17 protein-coding genes are annotated in these 18,258 nt (G+C 68.1%); 7 read left to right on the forward strand and 10 right to left on the reverse strand.

Features of this window, described 5'->3' with window-relative positions; all coding sequences use genetic code 11:
• Nucleotides 1–31 precede the first annotated feature (31 nt).
• Nucleotides 32–1,831, forward strand: a complete 1,800-nt coding sequence (locus tag LR393_RS31270) for a DUF1800 domain-containing protein (RefSeq protein WP_231488804.1) — start codon at nucleotides 32–34, stop codon at nucleotides 1,829–1,831.
• A gap of 7 nt (nucleotides 1,832–1,838) precedes the next feature.
• Nucleotides 1,839–3,098: a DUF1501 domain-containing protein gene (locus LR393_RS31275; protein WP_231488805.1), complete on the forward strand. Its 1,260-nt coding sequence runs from the start codon at nucleotides 1,839–1,841 to the stop codon at nucleotides 3,096–3,098.
• Between the two features lie 85 nt (nucleotides 3,099–3,183).
• Here LR393_RS31275 and LR393_RS31280 read toward each other — a convergent pair whose 3' ends face one another.
• The 5 genes from LR393_RS31280 to LR393_RS31300 form a co-directional block, all read right to left on the reverse strand.
• A complete protein-coding gene (locus LR393_RS31280; protein WP_231488806.1) occupies nucleotides 3,184–3,807 on the reverse strand; it encodes a peptide deformylase in 624 nt (207 codons plus the stop codon).
• A gap of 83 nt (nucleotides 3,808–3,890) precedes the next feature.
• Entirely contained in the window at nucleotides 3,891–5,168 is a 1,278-nt protein-coding gene (locus LR393_RS31285) for an ATP-binding protein (protein ID WP_231488807.1), read from the reverse strand.
• Nucleotides 5,169–5,436: 268 nt separating this feature from the next.
• On the reverse strand, nucleotides 5,437–7,035 hold the full coding sequence (locus LR393_RS31290; RefSeq protein ID WP_231488808.1) for a methyl-accepting chemotaxis protein: 1,599 nt from the start codon (nucleotides 7,033–7,035) through the stop codon (nucleotides 5,437–5,439).
• Nucleotides 7,036–7,042: 7 nt separating this feature from the next.
• The gene (chvE, locus tag LR393_RS31295) at nucleotides 7,043–8,086 is read right to left on the reverse strand and encodes a multiple monosaccharide ABC transporter substrate-binding protein (protein WP_345718915.1); all 1,044 of its coding nucleotides are present in this window, start codon (nucleotides 8,084–8,086) and stop codon (nucleotides 7,043–7,045) included.
• Between the two features lie 148 nt (nucleotides 8,087–8,234).
• Nucleotides 8,235–9,137 (reverse strand): formate/nitrite transporter family protein, encoded by a 903-nt coding sequence (locus LR393_RS31300; protein WP_231488810.1) that lies wholly within the window; start codon nucleotides 9,135–9,137, stop codon nucleotides 8,235–8,237.
• Nucleotides 9,138–9,377: 240 nt separating this feature from the next.
• On the opposite strand from LR393_RS31300, the gene LR393_RS31305 reads away from it, so the two are divergent.
• Nucleotides 9,378–9,647, forward strand: coding sequence for a GntR family transcriptional regulator (locus LR393_RS31305; RefSeq protein ID WP_231488811.1), 270 nt, complete (start codon nucleotides 9,378–9,380; stop codon nucleotides 9,645–9,647).
• 226 nt (nucleotides 9,648–9,873) lie between these two features.
• Here the strand turns inward: LR393_RS31305 and LR393_RS31310 are convergent, their stop codons facing one another.
• Both LR393_RS31310 and LR393_RS31315 read right to left on the reverse strand, forming a co-directional pair.
• Complete coding sequence (locus LR393_RS31310; protein WP_231488812.1) at nucleotides 9,874–10,455, reverse strand: sugar O-acetyltransferase; 582 nt, start codon at nucleotides 10,453–10,455, stop codon at nucleotides 9,874–9,876.
• Nucleotides 10,455–11,345 (reverse strand): helix-turn-helix transcriptional regulator, encoded by an 891-nt coding sequence (locus LR393_RS31315; RefSeq protein ID WP_231488813.1) that lies wholly within the window; start codon nucleotides 11,343–11,345, stop codon nucleotides 10,455–10,457. Before LR393_RS31315 ends, LR393_RS31310 begins: the two co-directional genes overlap by 1 nt.
• A 346-nt stretch (nucleotides 11,346–11,691) precedes the next feature.
• On the opposite strand from LR393_RS31315, the gene LR393_RS31320 reads away from it, so the two are divergent.
• Both LR393_RS31320 and LR393_RS31325 read left to right on the forward strand, forming a co-directional pair.
• Nucleotides 11,692–12,711, forward strand: a complete 1,020-nt coding sequence (locus tag LR393_RS31320; RefSeq protein WP_231488814.1) for a zinc-dependent alcohol dehydrogenase family protein — start codon at nucleotides 11,692–11,694, stop codon at nucleotides 12,709–12,711.
• A gap of 189 nt (nucleotides 12,712–12,900) precedes the next feature.
• Nucleotides 12,901–14,499, forward strand: a complete 1,599-nt coding sequence (locus LR393_RS31325) for a methyl-accepting chemotaxis protein (RefSeq protein WP_231488815.1) — start codon at nucleotides 12,901–12,903, stop codon at nucleotides 14,497–14,499.
• A gap of 447 nt (nucleotides 14,500–14,946) precedes the next feature.
• Here LR393_RS31325 and LR393_RS31330 read toward each other — a convergent pair whose 3' ends face one another.
• The gene (locus LR393_RS31330; RefSeq protein ID WP_231488816.1) at nucleotides 14,947–15,222 is read right to left on the reverse strand and encodes a hypothetical protein; all 276 of its coding nucleotides are present in this window, start codon (nucleotides 15,220–15,222) and stop codon (nucleotides 14,947–14,949) included.
• A 447-nt stretch (nucleotides 15,223–15,669) separates the two neighbouring features.
• Here LR393_RS31330 and LR393_RS31335 point away from each other — a divergent pair, with 447 nt between their 5' ends.
• Together LR393_RS31335 and LR393_RS37290 are read left to right on the forward strand one after the other, a co-directional pair.
• Nucleotides 15,670–16,755: a glycosyl hydrolase gene (locus tag LR393_RS31335; protein WP_231488817.1), complete on the forward strand. Its 1,086-nt coding sequence runs from the start codon at nucleotides 15,670–15,672 to the stop codon at nucleotides 16,753–16,755.
• Between the two features lie 290 nt (nucleotides 16,756–17,045).
• Nucleotides 17,046–17,171: a DUF2613 family protein gene (locus LR393_RS37290; protein ID WP_407937371.1), complete on the forward strand. Its 126-nt coding sequence runs from the start codon at nucleotides 17,046–17,048 to the stop codon at nucleotides 17,169–17,171.
• Nucleotides 17,172–17,349: 178 nt separating this feature from the next.
• Here the strand turns inward: LR393_RS37290 and LR393_RS31340 are convergent, their stop codons facing one another.
• Both LR393_RS31340 and LR393_RS31345 read right to left on the reverse strand, forming a co-directional pair.
• Entirely contained in the window at nucleotides 17,350–17,841 is a 492-nt protein-coding gene (locus LR393_RS31340; RefSeq protein ID WP_231488818.1) for a nucleoside deaminase, read from the reverse strand.
• A gap of 13 nt (nucleotides 17,842–17,854) precedes the next feature.
• Nucleotides 17,855–18,258: DeoR/GlpR family DNA-binding transcription regulator (locus LR393_RS31345; protein ID WP_407937370.1), on the reverse strand; the 404-nt coding region annotated here is incomplete at its 5' end.

An 18,258-nucleotide genomic window follows, 5' to 3' on the forward strand; every position in this document is an offset into this window, starting at 1 on the left:
TTCTCAGCGACGTGGAAGGACTCCCCCACCCATGCCCGAGCTGCCCCCGCCGCCCGCACCGGGCCGGCGGTCCCGACGGGTCGCCGCCGAGCCGAGCCACGACGCCGGGCGACTCTCGCGCCGCACGCTGGTGGCGGCCGGTGGTACCGGTGTGGCGGCGGCGACCGCCACCGCCACGTTCCTGCTGAAGCCCTCCGGCGGGAGCGCCACCAGCGCCGAGCAGGCCGCTCAGATCGGTCAGGGCGGCCAGACCGGTCAGATCACGCTGACCGCCGCCCGGCGGAGGGCGAACGCCGCCGAGGCGGCCGATGTCGCCCAGGCGGCGAAAGCCACCACCGCCGAGAGCACCGCGACCGAGGCGACCACCTCGTCCTCCAACGACAGCACCACCACCGCGGCCGCGACGTACTCGATGAACCGCGACCTCGACCCCGCGCTCCTGCTCAGCCGCGCCACGTACGGGCACACCACCGCGTCCGCCGCCGAACTCAAGCGCCTGGGCCCGAAGAAGTGGCTCGAACGGCAGCTCCAGCCGGCGAAGATCTCCGACCCGGGCGTCAAGGTACTGGAGCAGTACTGGCCGCATCTGAGCCGCACGATCAGCCAGGTGAAGGCCGCGACGGACAGGAAGGACTACTGGATGCCGCTGATGGGTGACCACATCGGTCGCGCCATCTTCAGCCGCCGCCAGCTGTTCGAGGTGATGGTCGACTTCTGGTCCAACCACCTCAACGTCTTCCCCTCCGACAGCCCCGGCGGCACCTACGAGACCCGGCACGCCTACCAGCGCGACGTGATCCGGAAGCACGCCCTGGGCGACTTCGAGTCGATGCTGCTGGCCAGTGCCTTCCACCCGACGATGCTGGCCTACCTGAACGGCAACGGCTCCACCGGCCAGGAGCCGAACGAGAACTACGCCCGGGAGATCCTGGAGCTGCACACCGTCGGCGTCGACGCCGGGTACACCGAGCGCGACGTGCAGAAGGGCGCCCTGCTGCTGACCGGCTGGAAGCTGGACGACCAGCTGCGCGCCACCTACCTCCCGGCCAACCACTACGTGGGCAAGCTCCGGGTTTTCGGCTTCACCACGGCGAACGCCACCGCCGCCTCGGGGAAGACGGCCCAGCGCGCCTACGTCAAGTACCTGGCGCGGCACCCGAAGACGGCCCAGCACATCGCCCGCAAGCTCGCGGTGCGGTTCGTGAGTGACAACCCGCCCGCGTCGCTGGTGAAGAAACTGGCCGCCGCCTACACCAAGAACGACACGAAGATCGCGCCGGTACTACGGATGCTGTTCTCCTCGAAGGAGTTCTCGGTCTCGAAGGGCAAGAAGCTGCGCCGGCCGATGGAGACGCTGGTGGCCACCGCCCGGGCCCTCGACCTGAAGCCCGCCACCGACCCGATCGGCCTGCTCGACCTGGTGCAGCTCAGCCGTCAGGCCGGGCACGGCCCGGTCTCCTGGCCCCAGCCGAACGGGTACGACGACTCGGCGGCCTCGTACCAGTCCCCGGCCGCGGCGCTCATCATCTTCAACGCCACCTCGGCCTGGCTGCTCGGCGGCGGAGCCCGGCTGAAGAACCCCGGCTTCGGGGGCTTCCTGAAGAAACCCCCGACGAACCGCACGGCCGCCGTCACCGCGACCTCCCGGAAACTGCTGGGCCGCAACCCGACGACGGTCGAGCGCAAGGCCGTCACCACCCTGCTGAACTCGGCGACGCTCGGGGGCCAGAAGCTGCCCACCACGTTCGCCGCCGGATCTCCGCAGCAGCACGAAACCCTGTACCTGACGGCGATGCTGCTGCTGTCGTCACCCGCCCACCTGACCCGATAGGCCCGTGATGACGACGACTGAGACCAACTGCGGCTGTCCCGAGGGCCGGGGGATGTCCCGGCGCAACCTGCTGCGCGGTGCCGTGGCCACGGGCCTGACCGCCGGCCTCACCACCGCCTCCGGGGTCGAGCTGGCCTTCGGCGCGGCCGCGGGAACCGGCACGCTGGTGGTGCTCTCGCTGCACGGCGGCATGGACGGCCTGTCCGTGGTGGTACCCAACGGTGACGCCGGCTACCTGAAGTCACGCCCGAACATCGGTGTGCAGGCCTCGGTGACCAAGAAGATCGACTCGATGTTCGGCCTGCACCCGGCGATGAAGCCGATCTTCGGGCTGTGGGACGCGGGCAGCATGGCCGCCGTCCAGGCGGTCGGCCAGGACGACCCCAGCCGGTCGCACTTCGCCGCGCAGGAGGCCATGGAGCGCGCCGCCCCGGGTTCGGGTCTGCGCACCGGCTGGATCGACCGCACCCTGGGCGGTCTCGGCAACCCGGGCGGCCTGACCGCGACCCAGGTCGGCGCGGGCAGCCAGATGCCGACGTCGATGAACGGCAGCAACCTGAAGTTCGCGATCTCCACGATCGCGGGTGTGAAGCTGGGCAGCAGCGGGGCCCGGGTTCCGCTCAGCGGCTGGAAGTCCGCGCTGAAGGCATCCCGGGCCGGCACTCCCGCCACGGTCTGGCAGCCGCTCACGGCCGGTTTCCAGGCCGTCAGCAACCTCAGCACCCTGGCGAAGCAGGCCGACGACCCGGCGCAGTACGGCTACCCCGACACCCCCCTGGGCCACGCCCTGCACGACGTCGCCCGGCTGATCAAGGCCGACCTGGGCCTGAGCATGGCCACGGTCGACCAGGGTGACTGGGACATGCACGCCGGTCTCGGCAAGTCCGACGCCGGCTGGATGTACAAGCAGCTCACCGAGCTCAGCACCGCCCTGGCCGCCTTCGCCAAGCACCTGGGTGACGCCGGGATGAAGCGGACCACCCTGGTGACGCTCAGCGAGTTCGGCCGGCGCATCGACGAGAACGGCTCGGGCGGGCTGGATCACGGCCACGGCAACGCGGTCCTGCTGCTGGGCGGCGGACTGAGGAAGGGTGTGCACGGCACCTGGCCCGGCCTGGCCGCCAAGGACCGCGTGGACGGCGACCTGGCCGGCACCACCGACTACCGCAGCATCGTCTCGGAAGTGCTCAGGAAACGCTGCGGCGTGAGCTCGACGACGAACATCTTCCCCGGCTTCAAGCCCAAGGCCGTGGGGCTGTTCGCCTGATGCGGTGACGCCCCTCCTACGCCGCCGTGATCAGGCAAAGTTTCCCCGGGGAGACTTTGCCTGATCACGAACAGGAGGTTGGCGTTCAGAAACCGAGCGCGGCCGCCGCCTCGGCCGGCGTCGGCTGGTTCCAGAGCTCCATCATGGCGGGAACCGTCGCCAGCGAACGAATCTCGGCCTGGTCCAGGTAGAGGATCCCGTTCAGGTGGTCGGTCTCGTGCTGGGCGATGCGGGCGGGCCAGCCGGTCAGTTCCAGCTCGTAGGGCCGGCCGTCGCGGTCCGTGGCGTTCAGCCGCACCTGCCGGTAACGGGAGACCACGGCACCATAACCGGAAACGCTCAGGCAGCCCTCGTAGAACGCGACCTGCCCGGCGCCCAGCGGGGTGACGACCGGGTTGATCAGCTCGAGCAGGGGCTGCGGGGTGCGCTCCCGAGCCGCCGTGACGTCCGGATCGGCGCTGCCCGGGTCTTCGATGACGGCCAGGGCCAGCGGGATCCCGATCTGAGGCGCCGCCAGCCCGACCCCGACGCCGGGCAGATGCGCCCGCATCGCGTCGAGCAGCTCGTGCAGCATCGTCTCGGGCAACTGCCCGTCGTAGGGAGCCGTGGTCTGCCGGAGCACCGGGGCCCCGGCCTGCGTGATCTGCCAGGGGCGGTCCTGGGCGAGGACATCCGCGACCAGATCGACGAGTTCGCTGTCGTTCGTCACGGCCGAATCCTAGGTGACCAAAGCGGGTACGTTCCAGAGTCGGTCCGGCGTCCTGGACCGGATGCGGGGCGCGCCTGAACTTGCTATGCCACCGGTGTCCACAGCCGATCGACCGGCATGATGTGAAGGCGATCCTCGTAGGTGAACGAGCGCCGCCCCGTACTCAGCGCAACGCCCGCCAGGAACCTGTCCCCTAGCAATTCCCGCAGCTTACGAAGGCCTTTCAGGTCGTTACCGGTGACCCGTTCGTTCGCCTTGACCTCGAACGCCAGGACCTGACCATCGTCGAACTCGATGACGTAGTCGACCTCGTCCCCATCGTGCGTACGCCAATGCCCGGTGGAAACCGGCTCTTCGAGCCAGGAGATCTGCTTGCGCAGCTCGCCGACGACAAAGCTTTCCAGCAGGTGACCGAATTCTGCCAAGGCAGTGGGATCAAGAGTTGCCAGCTTCGTCGCCGTGACCCGCATCAGCCGGGCCGCCACACCGGTATCGACGACGTGCAGTTTCGGAGTTGCCCCTGCTCGTGACCGGAGAGTCTTACCCCACGCCGGAAGCCGGTCGATGAGAAACAGATCCTCGAGAAGGCGAGCGTAATCCTCGATGGTTCGGCGATCGCCGGTCAGACCTTCGGCTGCCTTCGCCAGGTTCAGCACCTGCCCGGTCCGCCCGGCCAGCCGCTCCAGCAGTTCACGCAGGACAGTGCGCTGACGTATCCGGACGAGCTCGATGGCGTCACGCTCCAACGACAGGCGGACGTAGTCGTCGAACCAGCGATCCCTGGCCGCGCCGACGCGACGCAATGCCAACGGAAAACCTCCTCCGCAAAGTTTCTCGACATACTCAGCCCGAGTGGTCGCAGAAGTGGGCTGGGCCGCCACCGTGACATCCGGGTCCGCCCGCAGGGCCGGCAGAAAATTTTCGATGACCCCACCGATCTCACCTTGTGACAGTGGCCAGATGGTCATGGTGTGCAGTCGGCCGGTGAGTGCCTGAGCCGTGCGCGGCAGTGCGTCCTGCCGGGTCGAACCTGTCAGCACCGCGGTGCCGGGCAGGGTGCCTTCTCGATTCAGCCGGGCTTTCAGGGCATCGAGAATCTCCGGAGCATGCTGATATTCGTCGACACACACCAACTCATGAGTGTCTACAGCAGTTTGCGGGTTGGCCACGACAGCGTCCCTCGTACCCAGGTCATCAAGGTCGAGAACCGGGACCCCGCGGCTGCCGGCCAGAGCCCTCAGCACCGTTGACTTGCCCACCGATCGAGGGCCGTGCAACGCAACAACGGGCTCCTCGACCAGCAGGCCCTCCAGGAGGGGGGAGATCCGCCTCGCGGCAATCCCATCCAGTGCACCAACCATGTTCCGCCTCCGCCACGTCACGCCTCTGGCCACGAAGGTACCAGAATTTGAGGACCTTGAACTCCCCAAATTCGAGGAACCCTGTTCCCCATTTTGGAGAGGTTCTGTTCCACAATTTGGAGCCCTCTGGACTCCCCACAATGGAGCCATCAGATGGTGGAGGTCGGACCGGACGGGCACACGTGGCCCAGCACACCTCAGGTGACCACAGCGAAATGGTGGACGTCGTCCTCGGGTCGAGGACGACGTCCACCATTCGTGCTGGTCATCAGACGCTGAACTGGTTGACCCGCCCCTGCAACTCGGCCGCCATCCGGCTGAGGTCGGCCACGGCCACCTCCGAGGCCGACAGGCCGTCGGTGGTCACCCGCGACGCCTCGGCGATGGTCGAGACGTTGGTGGCCATGCCCTGCGCACCGTGCGACAGGGCCGTGACTCCCCGGTTGATCTCGGCCGCGGTGGCCGACTGCTCCTCCACCGCGCTGGCGATGACGGTCTGGTAGTTACGGATCCGGTCGATGACCGCGCTGATGTCGCTGATCGCGGTGACGACCTCCTCGGTGTCGCCCTGGATCGACGTCACCCACTTGGTGATCTCCCCGGTGGCCTGGGCGGTGGCCCGGGACAGGTCCTTCACCTCGTTCGCGACCACGGCGAAGCCCTTGCCGCTCTCCCCGGCGCGCGCCGCCTCGATCGTCGCGTTCAGGGCCAGCAGGTTGGTCTGTTCCGCGATCGAGGTGATCATCTCGACCACGGTGGCGATCTCGGCGGACGACTCACCGAGGCGGGCCACCCGGCTGGTGGTCGAGCTGGCCACGTCCACCGCCTCACCGGCGACGCCCGCGGCCTCGCTGGCGCTGCGGGCGATCTCGCGGATGGCGGAGTCCATCTCCTCCGAGCCCTTGGCGATCGCCTGCACGTTGTCCGACACGTCCACGGCCACGGCCGAGGCCTCCTTGGCCTGTCCGGACGAGGTCTGGGCGGAGGCGACCATGGTGGAGGAGTTGGACGTCATCTGCCGGGCCGCGTCGGCGAGCGACGTGGCCGAGGCCGACACCGACGTCACCATCGAGCGCACCTGGTTGCGGGCACGGTCGAGAGCCTCGGCCATCTGGCCGATCTCGTCGCGAGAGTGGACGTCGGCGGGCACCGTCAGCACACCACCGGCCATCGCGTCCACCGACTGGCGCACCCGCACCAGGGGCCGGGTGACCGCCGTGACGACGAACCGGGCGATGACCACCAGGACCAGCGAGGCGATGACGACCGCCATCACCATGGTCAGGAAGCGGTGGTTCTGGGTCGATTTCTGGTGCTCCTGCGCGAGGTTCACCTGTTCGGCGAAGTACGCGCGGCCGTTCTTGGTGACCGCGCTGACCAGGTAGTTGTCCACGCCGACCTGTTCCCAGTTCAGCCGGGCGGTGGTCGGGTCGGCGATCGCCCCGGCCACGAACCGGTTCACGACGCTGAGGTAGTCGGCGTAGACGGTCTTGATCCGGTCGACCGGGACCTGGTTGTCGGCCGCCAGGGGGACCGCGTCGAGCTGGGTGATCAGGTCGTTCGCGGCGGCGGCCTGCACCTCGACGGCCTTCTGCTGGGTCGCCGGGCTGGAGCTCAGGATGGCGCTCAGGGCCTGGGCCTTCAGCTCGGTGGCGATCTCGTTCAGCTGGAGCACGATCGTGTCGGCGTCGTTGAGGTCACGCAGTTGCTTGCTGGTGCTGGTGCTGGAGCTGTTGGTCTCGGCGCTCAGGGCCAGGCAGGTCAGCAGGGCGAGCACGCTGGCGGCGACCAGCGCGGTCAGCTTGGTCCAGGTGGGCAGGTCGAGGAACCGGGAGACCGGGCCCCGGCGTGTGGGTTCGGAAGTCATCGTGGGCTCAGTTTCCGATCTGCTCTGCGGTGTAGAACCCGCCGTCGATGAGGACCGTCTTGTAGTTGGCCTTGTCCACGCTCACCGGCTGGAGAAGGAAGGAGGACACGTCCTTGACCCCGTTGTTGTACTGCTTGGTGTCGTTGACCTCGGGGGTTCCGCCGGACAGCAGCGCGTCCGTCATCTGCACGGTGACCTTGGCCAGCTCGCGGCTGTCCTTGTAGACCGTCTCGCCCTGGTCGCCCGCGACGATGGCCTTGATCGACTCCAGCTCGGCATCCTGGCCCGTGACGGCCGGCAGCGGCTTGGACTTCGTGCCGTACCCGTCCTTCTTGAGGGCCGCGACGATGCCCCGGGAGATGCCGTCGTAGGGCGAGAGCACGGCGTCGAGCCGGTCGGAGGTGTAGTCCTGCGCCAGCAGTTTCGTCATCCGGGCCTGGGCCACGTCCCCGCTCCAGCCGGCCGTGGTGACCTTGGCGAACGCCTTCTGCCCGCTGGGTATTTCGAGCTTGCCCGACGTGATGTAGGGGCGCAGGATGCTCATGGCGCCGTTGAAGAAGAACGTGGCGTTGTTGTCGGCCGAGTCCCCCGCGAACAGCTCGATCGTGAACGGGCCGTCCTTGGACTTCAGCCCCAGCGTCTGCACCAGATAGGTGGCCTGCAGCACCCCGACCCGGAAGTTGTCGAAGCTGGCGTAGTAGTCGATGTTCGGGGTGTCGCGGATCAGCCGGTCGTAGGAGATCACCGGGATGTCGGCGTCGGCGGCCTGGGCCAGCACGGCGGTCAGTTTCGTCCCGTCGACGGCTCCCACGATGATGGCCTTGTCACCGTTCTTGATCATCGCCGCGATCTGCGAGGCCTGGGCGTCCGACTTGTCCTCCGCGTACTGCACGTCGGTCTCGTAGCCCAGCAGGGAGAACTGCTTCTTCATGTTGTCGCCGTCGCTGACCCACCGGGCCGAGGAGGTGTTCGGCATGGCCACCCCGATGGTCCCGGACGAGATGACGGCCGACGCTGCTTCCGTATCGCTGCCGCACCCGGCCAGCAACATGGCACCCGCAGAAACCAGCGATACCCAGACAATGCCTGTGCGTGACAAAGCGGTCCCTTCCACCAGGCCGCCTCCCACCCCAGGACGCGGTTCGACCATCACCTTCGTCACGATCGGGTGTCACCTTGAGGGGTGAGCTACCGGCCGGTTAAGTACGGTTCTCGCGCAGGTAGGCCAGCCAGTACAGGCCGCCGATGATCAGGCCCCCGCCGAGGATGTTCCCGATGGTCACCGGCACCAGGTTCTCGAAGAAGATCGGCCAGCCGACGTGGGTGAACTCCCCGGGCGTGGTCCCGGTGGAGGCCCAGAACGAGGCGGGCGCGGTACTTTTGATCAGGGCGGCCAGCGGCAGGTAGTACATGTTGGCCACGCTGTGCTCGAACCCGCCGGCGACGAAGGCGGCCACGGGCAGGACGACGGCCGCGACCCGGTCGGCCGTGGTGCGGGCCGAGTAGCTGAGCCACACCGCCAGGCAGACCAGCATGTTGCAGAGAATGCCGAGCACCAGCGCCTGGACGAACCCGAGCTCGCCCTTGCCGTCAGCGATCCGCAGCGCGTTCAGCCCGACCCCGCCCGCGGCCGAGCGGTACTCGTGCGAGAGCAGGACCAGCCCGGCGGTGCCGACGGCCCCGGCGAAGTTGCCCGCATAGACGACGGCCCAGTTGCGCAGCACCGCCGGGCCGCTCACCCGGCCGCAGGCCCAGGCCATCACCAGCAGCACATTGCTGGTGAACAGCTGGGCCCCGCCGACCACCACGAGGATCAGGCCGACGGAGAAGGCCAGGCCCATCAGTACTTTGGAGACGCCGTAGGGCAGTCCGGCCGCTCCGGGCACGGTCGACGAGGCGACGGTGGCGAACATCGCCCCGAACCCGATGAACGCGCCGGCCAGCACGGCCAGCACGAACGTGGTCAGGACGCTCTCGTGCGCCTTGCCGACCCCGACGGTGACGGCCCGCCGGGCCATCTGGTGCGGGTCGAGCGCGATGGAGGACGCGGGTGGCACCGGGGAGGTCGCCGGCGGGGGTACGAGAGTGGGCAGGGTGGTCATCGCGGTCTTCCGTCGGTTCGTGGCGCAGAAAGCGGGTCTGCCCGACACCGTACGCCCGAATCTCCCACGGCCAACGAAATTCATTGATGGACAGGACTATTGACTCACCATGAGGTGCCCTTGGACTTCACCTCACCGTTCGGTGACCTCAGGCAACGACTGCGTACGGGTGAACTGCGTCGCACCGGCCACCGATCAGGAGGAAAAGAACATGATCATGCCTCAGAATGAGCCGTGCCCATGTCCCCCTACCGTTTCATCGCCGACGAGATCGCGGCACGCATCCTGTCGGGTCAGTACGCCCCCGGCGCGCTCCTTCCCGGACCGGGCGACCTCGAGCATCAGGGCTACCCGCCGGGTGCCGCCCGGGATGCGTTGCGATGGCTTGTTCGCCACGGCTGGGCCGAGATCAGGCCCGGCACCGGCTACCACGTCACCGAGCACTCCGACGAGGAGTGGGTCTCGATGCAGAACCTCATTGAGGCCTATCTGCGGCAGCGCCCGGAATGAGCAGATCGCGGGTGCGACCGTACGGCTACCGGCCCGATGCGTCCGGGTCGCCTTGCCCGGGCGCGGGACTGCGGTGACGATGAGGTGCTTCTGCTGCCGTCCCCGTGAGGTGTTCCCGTGCGCGTCCTGGTCATCCTGATTCTCGTCCTCGTGGCCTTCTACCTGTTCCGGCGATTCGTCAAATAGCCGGCCGACGGAGCCGAGGCGGCCTGTCAACGACGGCAATCTATGGGGTCGTGCGGAATCCGGTCTCCCGCAGGGTCCGGGCGGGTACCCCGGCGGCGATCGTGTCGGGTGGCACGTCCCTGGTGACCACGGCGCCGGCCGCGACGACGGATCCCGCGCCGATCGTGACTCCGGGGACGATCGTGACCGCGGCGCCGATCCAGACCTGGCGGCCGATGATCACCGGTGCGGGCAGCAGGTCGGCGCGCCGTTGAGGGTCGACCGCGTGGTTGAGGGTCGCGATCGTGGTGCCGTGGCCGATCAGGCATCCGTCGCCGATCGTGATGCCGCCGGTGTCCTGGAACCGGCACCCCTGGTTGATGAACACCTCGCGGCCGATCGTCAGGTTCTTGCCGAACTCGCAGTGGAACGGTGGGAACAGGGTGACGGACTCGTGCACGGGCCGTCCGGTCAGCCGCCGCATCAGGTCGCGGACCTCGGCGGGCGCGTGGTAGCCGGCGTTGAGCTCGGCGGTGATCAGCAGCGCGTCCTGCGCGAGGTCGTGTATGGATGCCATCTGCTCGGAGCCACTTTCGATCAGGTGCCCGGCCGCCAGGTGGGCGAGCAGCACGGTCAGATCCATCAGTTGCTCCTGGGCGGGGAGATGGTGCCGGCCGGGGCAGGTGTCGCGGACCAGGAGGTGAGTAGCCGGAGACGTTCGGCTGACGGCGATCCGGGTTCGGCGGTGTAGATCATCAGGACCTGGCCGGGGGCAGCGGTGATGGCCAGTTCCTCGTAGGCCAGGGTGAGATCGCCGACGACGGGGTGGTGGAACTTCTTGGTCCCGGTGCCATGGGTGCGGACGTCGTGCGCGCCCCACAACCTCCGGAACGTCTCGCTGCGGGTGGACAGCTCTCCGACGAGATCCTGCAGCTCCTTGTCGTGCGGGTCCTGACCGGCATCGGCCCGCATGATGCCCACGCACATCTGCGCGAACAGTTCCCAGTCGGGGTAGAAGTCGCGAGCCACCGGATCGAGGAACTGGAACCGGGCCAGGTTCGGCGTGCGACCGCCGTCGCCGATCACGGGCGAGTAGAAAGCCCGTCCCAGCGGGTTGGTGGCCAGCAGGTTCTGCCGGGGGTCGCGAACGAATGCGACAGCGTCGGTGATCGCGGTCAGCGCCCACTGCAGGCTGGGTCGCGAAGCGGGTGCCCTGCTCGAGCGGCGCCGGGAGCGGCCGCTGGTCGGGATGCCGTCCGCGGCGCGGGCCAGGTCGAGCAGATGGGCACGCTCGGTGTCGTCGAGCTGCAGCGCGCCCGCGATCGCCCCCAGCACCGAGGACGACGCGCCGCCGATCGCTCCGCGTTCGAGCTTGGCGTAATACTCCACGCTCACTCCCGCCAGCGCGGCGACCTCGCTGCGACGCAAGCCGGGCACGCGCCGGTTGCCGCCGGTCACCACACCCGTCCCCTCGGGGGTGATCCGGGCGCGGCGTGTCGTGAGGAACTCGCGAACCTCGGCTCGGGTGTCCATGACCAGCAGGTTAGGCCGGGGAGCACGACGTTGGGAGAGCCTGTCGGTACACCCCTTGATCGGCCACCCCGGCAACCTTCGGCACCGGTCAGTCGGTGGGGACGCTTGTTCAAGGCCCTGCGCGCGGGCGCATCGGAGGCGCGCAGGGCCTTGCCGTCAGCCGTGGGACTGCCCGGGCTGGACGGTGTGGCACCCCGCGGAGCGTCTCAGGGGTGTACCGCCGGTGCGCCCCTCATCAGAGACTCCCGCACCCCACCCGGCCGGGCGCACGCTGGCACCCGGTGAGAAACGAAGCATCATCGGCCTGCGCCGCAGGCATCACGCTCCAGCGAAAGGCACCATCTTCATGCGAGCAGTCGTCATGTACGCGCCCGGCGATGTCCGGGTCGACCACACCGACCGGCCCACCGTCGTCGAGCCGACCGACGCGATCATCAAGCTCACCGCGAGCTGCATCTGCGGCTCCGACCTGTGGCCTTACCGCGGCGCCGACCAGGTCGAGCACCAGCCGATGGGCCACGAGTACGTCGGGATCGTCGACGAGGTCGGGTCCGGGGTGCAAACCGTGAAGGTCGGGGACTTCGTGGTCGGGTCGTTCTTCGCCTCCGACAACACCTGCGAGATCTGCCAGGCCGGCTATCAGACCCATTGCGTGCACCGCCAGCCCGGCGCCCTGCCCGGGGCGCAGGCCGACTTCGCGCGCATCCCGCTGGCCGACGGCACGCTGGTCGCCACCCCGGGCCTGCCGGACGACGATCTGATCCCTTCCCTGCTGGCCGCCTCCGACGTGCTGGGTACCGGCTGGTTCGCAGCGGTCGCCGCCGAGGCCGGCCCGGGCCGGACCGTCGCCGTCGTCGGTGACGGCGCCGTGGGCCTGCTCGGTGTCCTGGCGGCCAAGCAGCTCGGCGCCGAACGGATCATCGCCATGTCCCGGCACGCCGACCGGCAGGCCCTTGCGCGCAAGTTCGGGGCGACCGACATCGTCACCGAGCGCGGCGACGCCGGTGTCGCGAAGATCAGGGAGCTCACCGGTGGGCTCGGCGCGCACTCGACCATCGAGGCCGTGGGCACCCAGGAATCGATGATGCAGGCCATCGGCGCCACCCGCGCCGGCGGGCACGTGGGCTACGTCGGCGTCTCACACGACGTGCAGCTGCCCGGCGAGCAGCTGTTCTTCTCCGGCGTTCACCTCCACGGTGGCCCCGCGCCCGTGCGCCGGTTCCTGCCCGAGCTCATTCAGCTCATCTGGGACCGCGAGATCGACCCGGGCCAGGTCTTCGACCTCACCCTGCCCATCGAGCAGGCCGCCGAGGGATACCAGGCGATGGACGAGCGGCGGGCCATTAAGGTGCTGCTCACCCTCTGACTCCCACCGTGACTGCCCGGTGCAGTCACACTCCCTCGGTGAACGTCGGCCAGGATGAGGAGAACCGGCTCTCTCCCTCAGAACTCACCCGTGAGCCGGCCGGGCGGCGGTAGATGTCCAGTAGATGAACAGCCTCAAGCCGGGCGCTGACGTTCCGAGGAAGGCGGGAGGCCAGTACGAGGGAGAAACATGCGCAGCACTGAGGCGAGCAACGGCACGACGCGTCGTTGGCTCGGGGACCGCCGGGTAGCCACCAAGATCCTGATGGTGGCCGGCGTGGCGATCGTCGGCACGCTCGCCATCGGGCTGATCGCCCTGATGGGGGTCAATAATCTGCAGACGACCCGGAACACCGAGGTGGGCCGTTCCGTCCCCTACATCACCAGCCTCAACTCCGCTGCGCTGAGCGCGAAGGCCGCCGCCAACGACGAGCGGGGTTATCTGATCGCGGGAGACGTCAAGTACCGGGACGAGGCGCTGGGTCGGCAGGACGCCGTGGACGCGGCCCTGACCACCGCATCCGCCAGCACCGACGCCACCGGCAAGGCCCAGGTGCAGAAAATCAAAATAGCCACCGACGCCTGGTTCAGCGCTCTGGAGAAGGAATTCGGCACCTACGACACCGACCGCCAGGCCGCCGTGGAGGTGGCCCTCAACGCGAACCGGGATCTGCGGAAGGTCTACGAGCAACTGTTCATCACCGAGATCGACCGGGCAGAGAAGAATCTGACTCAGGGGGCCCAGTTCGCCGCCACCGCCCGCCGCACCCGGTGGACCGTCGGACTGCTGCTGTCCTTCTCCCTGCTGTTCGCGATCCTGCTGGCCCTGGTGATGGGACGGTCCATCGTCCTGCCGCTGCGACGGGTGTCGTCAGCGCTGGATGCGGTCGCCGACGGGGACCTCTCCCGCGATTCCGGGGTGCACCAGCGGGACGAGGTGGGGCGCATGGCCAGCTCTACGCGCAGGGCCGTCTCGGCGTTCCGGGAGACCATCACGGCACTGGGCCATCACTCCAGCACGCTGTCGTCGGCCTCCTCCCAGTTGAAGGCCCTCAGTCAGCAAGGGGCCGAAGGTGCCCGCAACGGGGCCGAGCAGGCCTCCCGCGTCGCCGACACGGCCGGGGTGATGTCGATGAACATCCAGACCGTAGCCGCCGGTGCGGAGGAGATGGAGGCCTCGATCCGGGAGATATCGCAGAACACCACGCGGGCGGTCGAAGTGGCCCGGCGCGCCGTGGACGTCACCGCCGGCACAACCGCAGTGATGGCCAAGCTGGGCAACTCCTCGGCCGAGATCGGTAACGTGATCAAGCTGATCACCTCGATCGCCGAGCAGACCAACCTTCTGGCTCTGAACGCCACCATCGAGGCGGCCCGGGCCGGGACCGCCGGTAAGGGATTCGCCGTGGTCGCCGACGAGGTGAAGCAGCTGGCTCAGGAGACCGCCCGGGCCACCGAGGACATCGGGCAGCGGGTGGCCGCGATCCAGGCCGACACCGGCGGCGCCGTGGCCGCCATCGAGGAGATCAGCCAGATCATTCAGAACATCAACGAGTTCCAGACCACCATTGCCTCGGCGGTCGAGGAGCAGAGCGCGACCACCGCGGAGATGAGCCGCAGCGTCAACGAGGCGGCGGACGCGGGTGGCAGCGTGGCCCGCACGGTCACCGAGGTCTCGCGGTCGATCGAACAGACCACCGCGGGCACGACCGACGCCTACCGGGCGGCCGGCGAACTGGAGCAGATGTCGGCCGATCTACGGGAACTGGTCGGGCAGTTCCGGATCTGAGACCGGAACGGCCTCCAAAATCCTTTTCCCGGAGATCTACTCACCGACAGGGCACACCTGCCGGCAGGTTCCCACCCGATCACCTGATGCGTTCTCCCCGACCGATGGGGTAAAAGGAGTTGTTTGCCAACGCAATTCCACTTGTTCGACGAGCACGCTGCCGGATCGGCGCTCTCTCGGCCCAGGTGACGAACCAGAGGCGGAGGACAGCCGGTAGCGACCATCGCAGTAGCACCGCAAAGAATTTCGGTCAGCCCCACGGCAGGCCCATCCGGGTTGACCGCCGGCGCCCGGCGAGGCAACTCGGTCAGGACGCCGGGTCGTCCTCATGAGGGGAAAATATTACCGGCAGAGTCGGAGAAATACGTGGTGGCACCTCAGCCGCGACGACTGACTCACCGCTGAATACCAGACGCTGCATCAGCCCGTCGGGCACGGTGTTGGCCATCAGCCGTTCTCCCACTTCTCGAACTCAGCGACCTCAGCGGGTTTCATGTCGCGCGCACCCAGGCACTGCCAATCCCACTCCGTGCGCTTCCTGGTCGCAATGACCAGGGGACGATTCCCAGCCGTGCGCGCCCAGATGGTCAGCACGCGAAGCCCCGACTCACTGTCGATAGCCATTCGCGGCCAACGGCGTTCGGTGGCCAGAGCCTGATGTACCTCTTGCGGTTGTATGCGATTCAGCTGTCGCAGTGAATCTTCCAGCCACTCAAAAGCCACGGGAGAATCGTAGCACCACAATCGCGAGGAGAAATCCTTTTCGTATCTATTCAAAAAGCTGGATCATCCTCTTTTCCAGGCCCTGACCGTCAGGTGTCGCCGAACTCCGGACCGGCACTGCTCGAAGACGGAGGCGAGAACGGCCAGGAAAAACAGGCAGCGACCGAAGCCTGGTCTTCGGGCCTCGCCCCGATGAGCGCCTCCGACGTTCACCGGATCTGCGCCGGGATTGCATGACCCCGGACGATCGACGACACCTTTGCCGCAGTTCGGCACCGACCCGCGTGGACGCGTACCAGGGCCCCGCGCGGCGCTGAAGCTTCCCGGGCATCCCGCAGTCTTAGTACGGTCTTGATATCGGGAAATCCATCGGCAGAAGCATTTTCATTACTGTCCTCATTCGTGGCGGCCACCCGGTCCGGCATCTCGACACTACGAGGGCAGAAGATGACTCAGAGCAGGTCCACCGTCCGCCGCCGCCGGCCCACCCGGCTGAGCCGGCGTGCCCTCTCGGCCGGCGTGGCCTCCCTGATTGGGGTGATCGTCCTGGCCGCCGGCGCATCGGCGTACACCCTGGCCCCTTCGAGAAGCGATGACGGCGCCGTCCGGGCCGCCGCGACGCTCACCCCGCCCACCCCCTCGCACCGTCCGGGCAGGCATCACGCGACCCGGCCGGTCACCCCGAGCGCGACGACGACCGTTGCGCCGGCGCCCTCCCCCTCGATGAGCGCCACGACCAGCTACAGCCCCACCACCACGCCGGCCGGGGGAAGTCCCGCGGTCACGCCGACCCCCAGCGCAAGTCCCGATCCACTGTCGAAACCGTACAAGGGGGTGGCCAATTCGAGCTGCTCGGACATGGACCGGCTGTCCGTTTCCTGGTTCTACAACTGGACCACCACTACGGACTGCCCCGGACACGGATTCGTCCCCATGGTTGCCGGCAAGAGCGAGAAGACCGAAGCCGCCGTGCGGAGTGCGATCGACCGGATCGCCCAGGCCGGTTACCGCTCGGTGCTGGGTTTCAATGAGCCGAACAAGGCCGATCAGGCCAATCTCAGCGTCCAGCAGGTCGTGTCGATGTGGCCGGCCCTGAGTTCGAACCCCGCTGTTGCGGTGGGAAGCCCGGCCACGTCGGCCGACACCGCCGGGCAGGCCTGGTTCTCCAGTTTCATGGACCAGGTCGCGGCCAAGAACCTGCGCGTGGACTTCATTGCCGTTCACTGGTACGGATGGAACGCCGGCTCGTGCGACGCCAGTGCGAGCCAGCTGGAGAGTTACCTGAACTGGGTCCAGAGCAAGGCCGGCGGCCGGCCCATCTGGATCACCGAATGGGGTTGCATGAATCAGAGCAACCCCAGCCAGACGAGTGTGAGCGCCTTTTACCAGGGTGCGGTGAAGATGCTGGCACGCCACCAACAGGTCGAACGCTATGCCTGGTACCCCTGGAACACCAACAACAACCTGGTGGCCGGTGATGGAACCTTGACGGAGATCGGGAAAGCCTTCGCCCAGGCCCGTTCCACCAGCTGAACCGCCTGCCTCTCCACCCCGGCCAGGACACCGGCCTGGGAGCCACGGGAAGACCGGCTCCCAGGCACGGTGCTCTCACCCGCCCGCCAGCCGTTGGCGATCGGGGTGAGATCCGTCAAGAGCCCTCCCCCGGAGCACGAGTGCCGCCTTTACATACCCTTACGGCATGATTAGCCCAGATATTTCCTCGGGACCGCCCCGGGGAAGCACTGTCCTGGCGAGGGTTTGCGGTGCGGATCCTGCCGGTTCTTCCAGCAGTGCCGCACGACCGGCGCCGGCGACTGATCCTGGTGGCAGCCGCGACGGCCTCGGTCGTTCTCGGGATCGTTGCCGGGGCGAAGGCGTGCCTGGGGGCCACTGACCTCACCAAGTCCGATCGTCTTCCTCTTGAGGTAGAGCTCCCTGCCGGAGTCTGAAATCGCAGCAGTGGCGCATCGTCCGAGTTCCGTGAACGAGTTCCTCGGCGGTCTCCCTCATGATTCGTCGGCGACCTGAACCGGTTCTCCTTCGCCTCCCCGTCTGGCGGGAGCCACCTCGATCGGTCCCGAAAGCACGGCCGATCAACGTTTTCGGCGCGAGAACGACGTGATGTCGTCAGTCCCAGAAGCCACGGTGAACGTCCGTGGCGCTCGCCAGGTCGACGGGACCGTCGACGACGATCGGGCGGCCGCCACGGGCGAACACCTCACGGCAGGGCAGGTTCAGCGGCGGCACGCCCTCCTCCTCGGCGACCAGCGTGCCCAGATCGGCCTCGGACAGGGCGAACACCACCCGGCCGATGCCCGACCAGTAGATCGCGCCGGCACACATGGCGCAGGGTTCGGTGCTCGTGTAGAGCGTGCTGCCGGTGAGGGTGGCGCGGTCGAGCTTCCCGGCCAGGCGCACCAGGTTGCTCTCGGCGTGACCGGTCGGGTCGGAACCGGTCACCACGGTGTTGTTCGCCTCCAGCACGGTGCCGTCCGGGGTGAGCAACAGCGATCCGAACGGATGGTCGCCCCGCTCCCGGGCCGTCCAGGCGAGGACGACAGCCCGCTCGAGATGCTTTTCGTCCAGAAGTGTTACAGCGTCTGACGTCTGAGGTTCCATGAGACGACAGTAGTCAGGCGAGCATGACCTGCACACCCTGGGCCCGCAGTTGCCGCACCGTGCCCGGGTCGGCCGAGACGTCGGTGACCACCACGTCGATGTCCTGCACCGGGCAGATGTGAGCGAAGGCCCGGGCCCGGAGTTTGGAGCTGTCGGCCACCACTGCGACCGACCCGGCGCGCTCCACCATCAGCCGGTTGACCTGGGCCTCGTCCTCGTCCGAGGCCCGGGCCCCGGCGGCCGGGTCGAGGGCGTTGACCCCGATGATCGCCCAGTCCAGGGTGATCTGGGCCAGGGTGCCGGACGCCAGCGGCCCGGTCAGCTCGAACGCCTGGGCCCGGGCCACCCCGCCGGTCATCACGAGCTTCACGTGCCGGCGCACGGTCAGCTCCCCCGCGATGTTGATCGCATTGGTGA

The organism is Kineosporia mesophila, from assembly GCF_021129235.1.
Lineage (GTDB): Bacteria > Actinomycetota > Actinomycetes > Actinomycetales > Kineosporiaceae > Kineosporia > Kineosporia mesophila.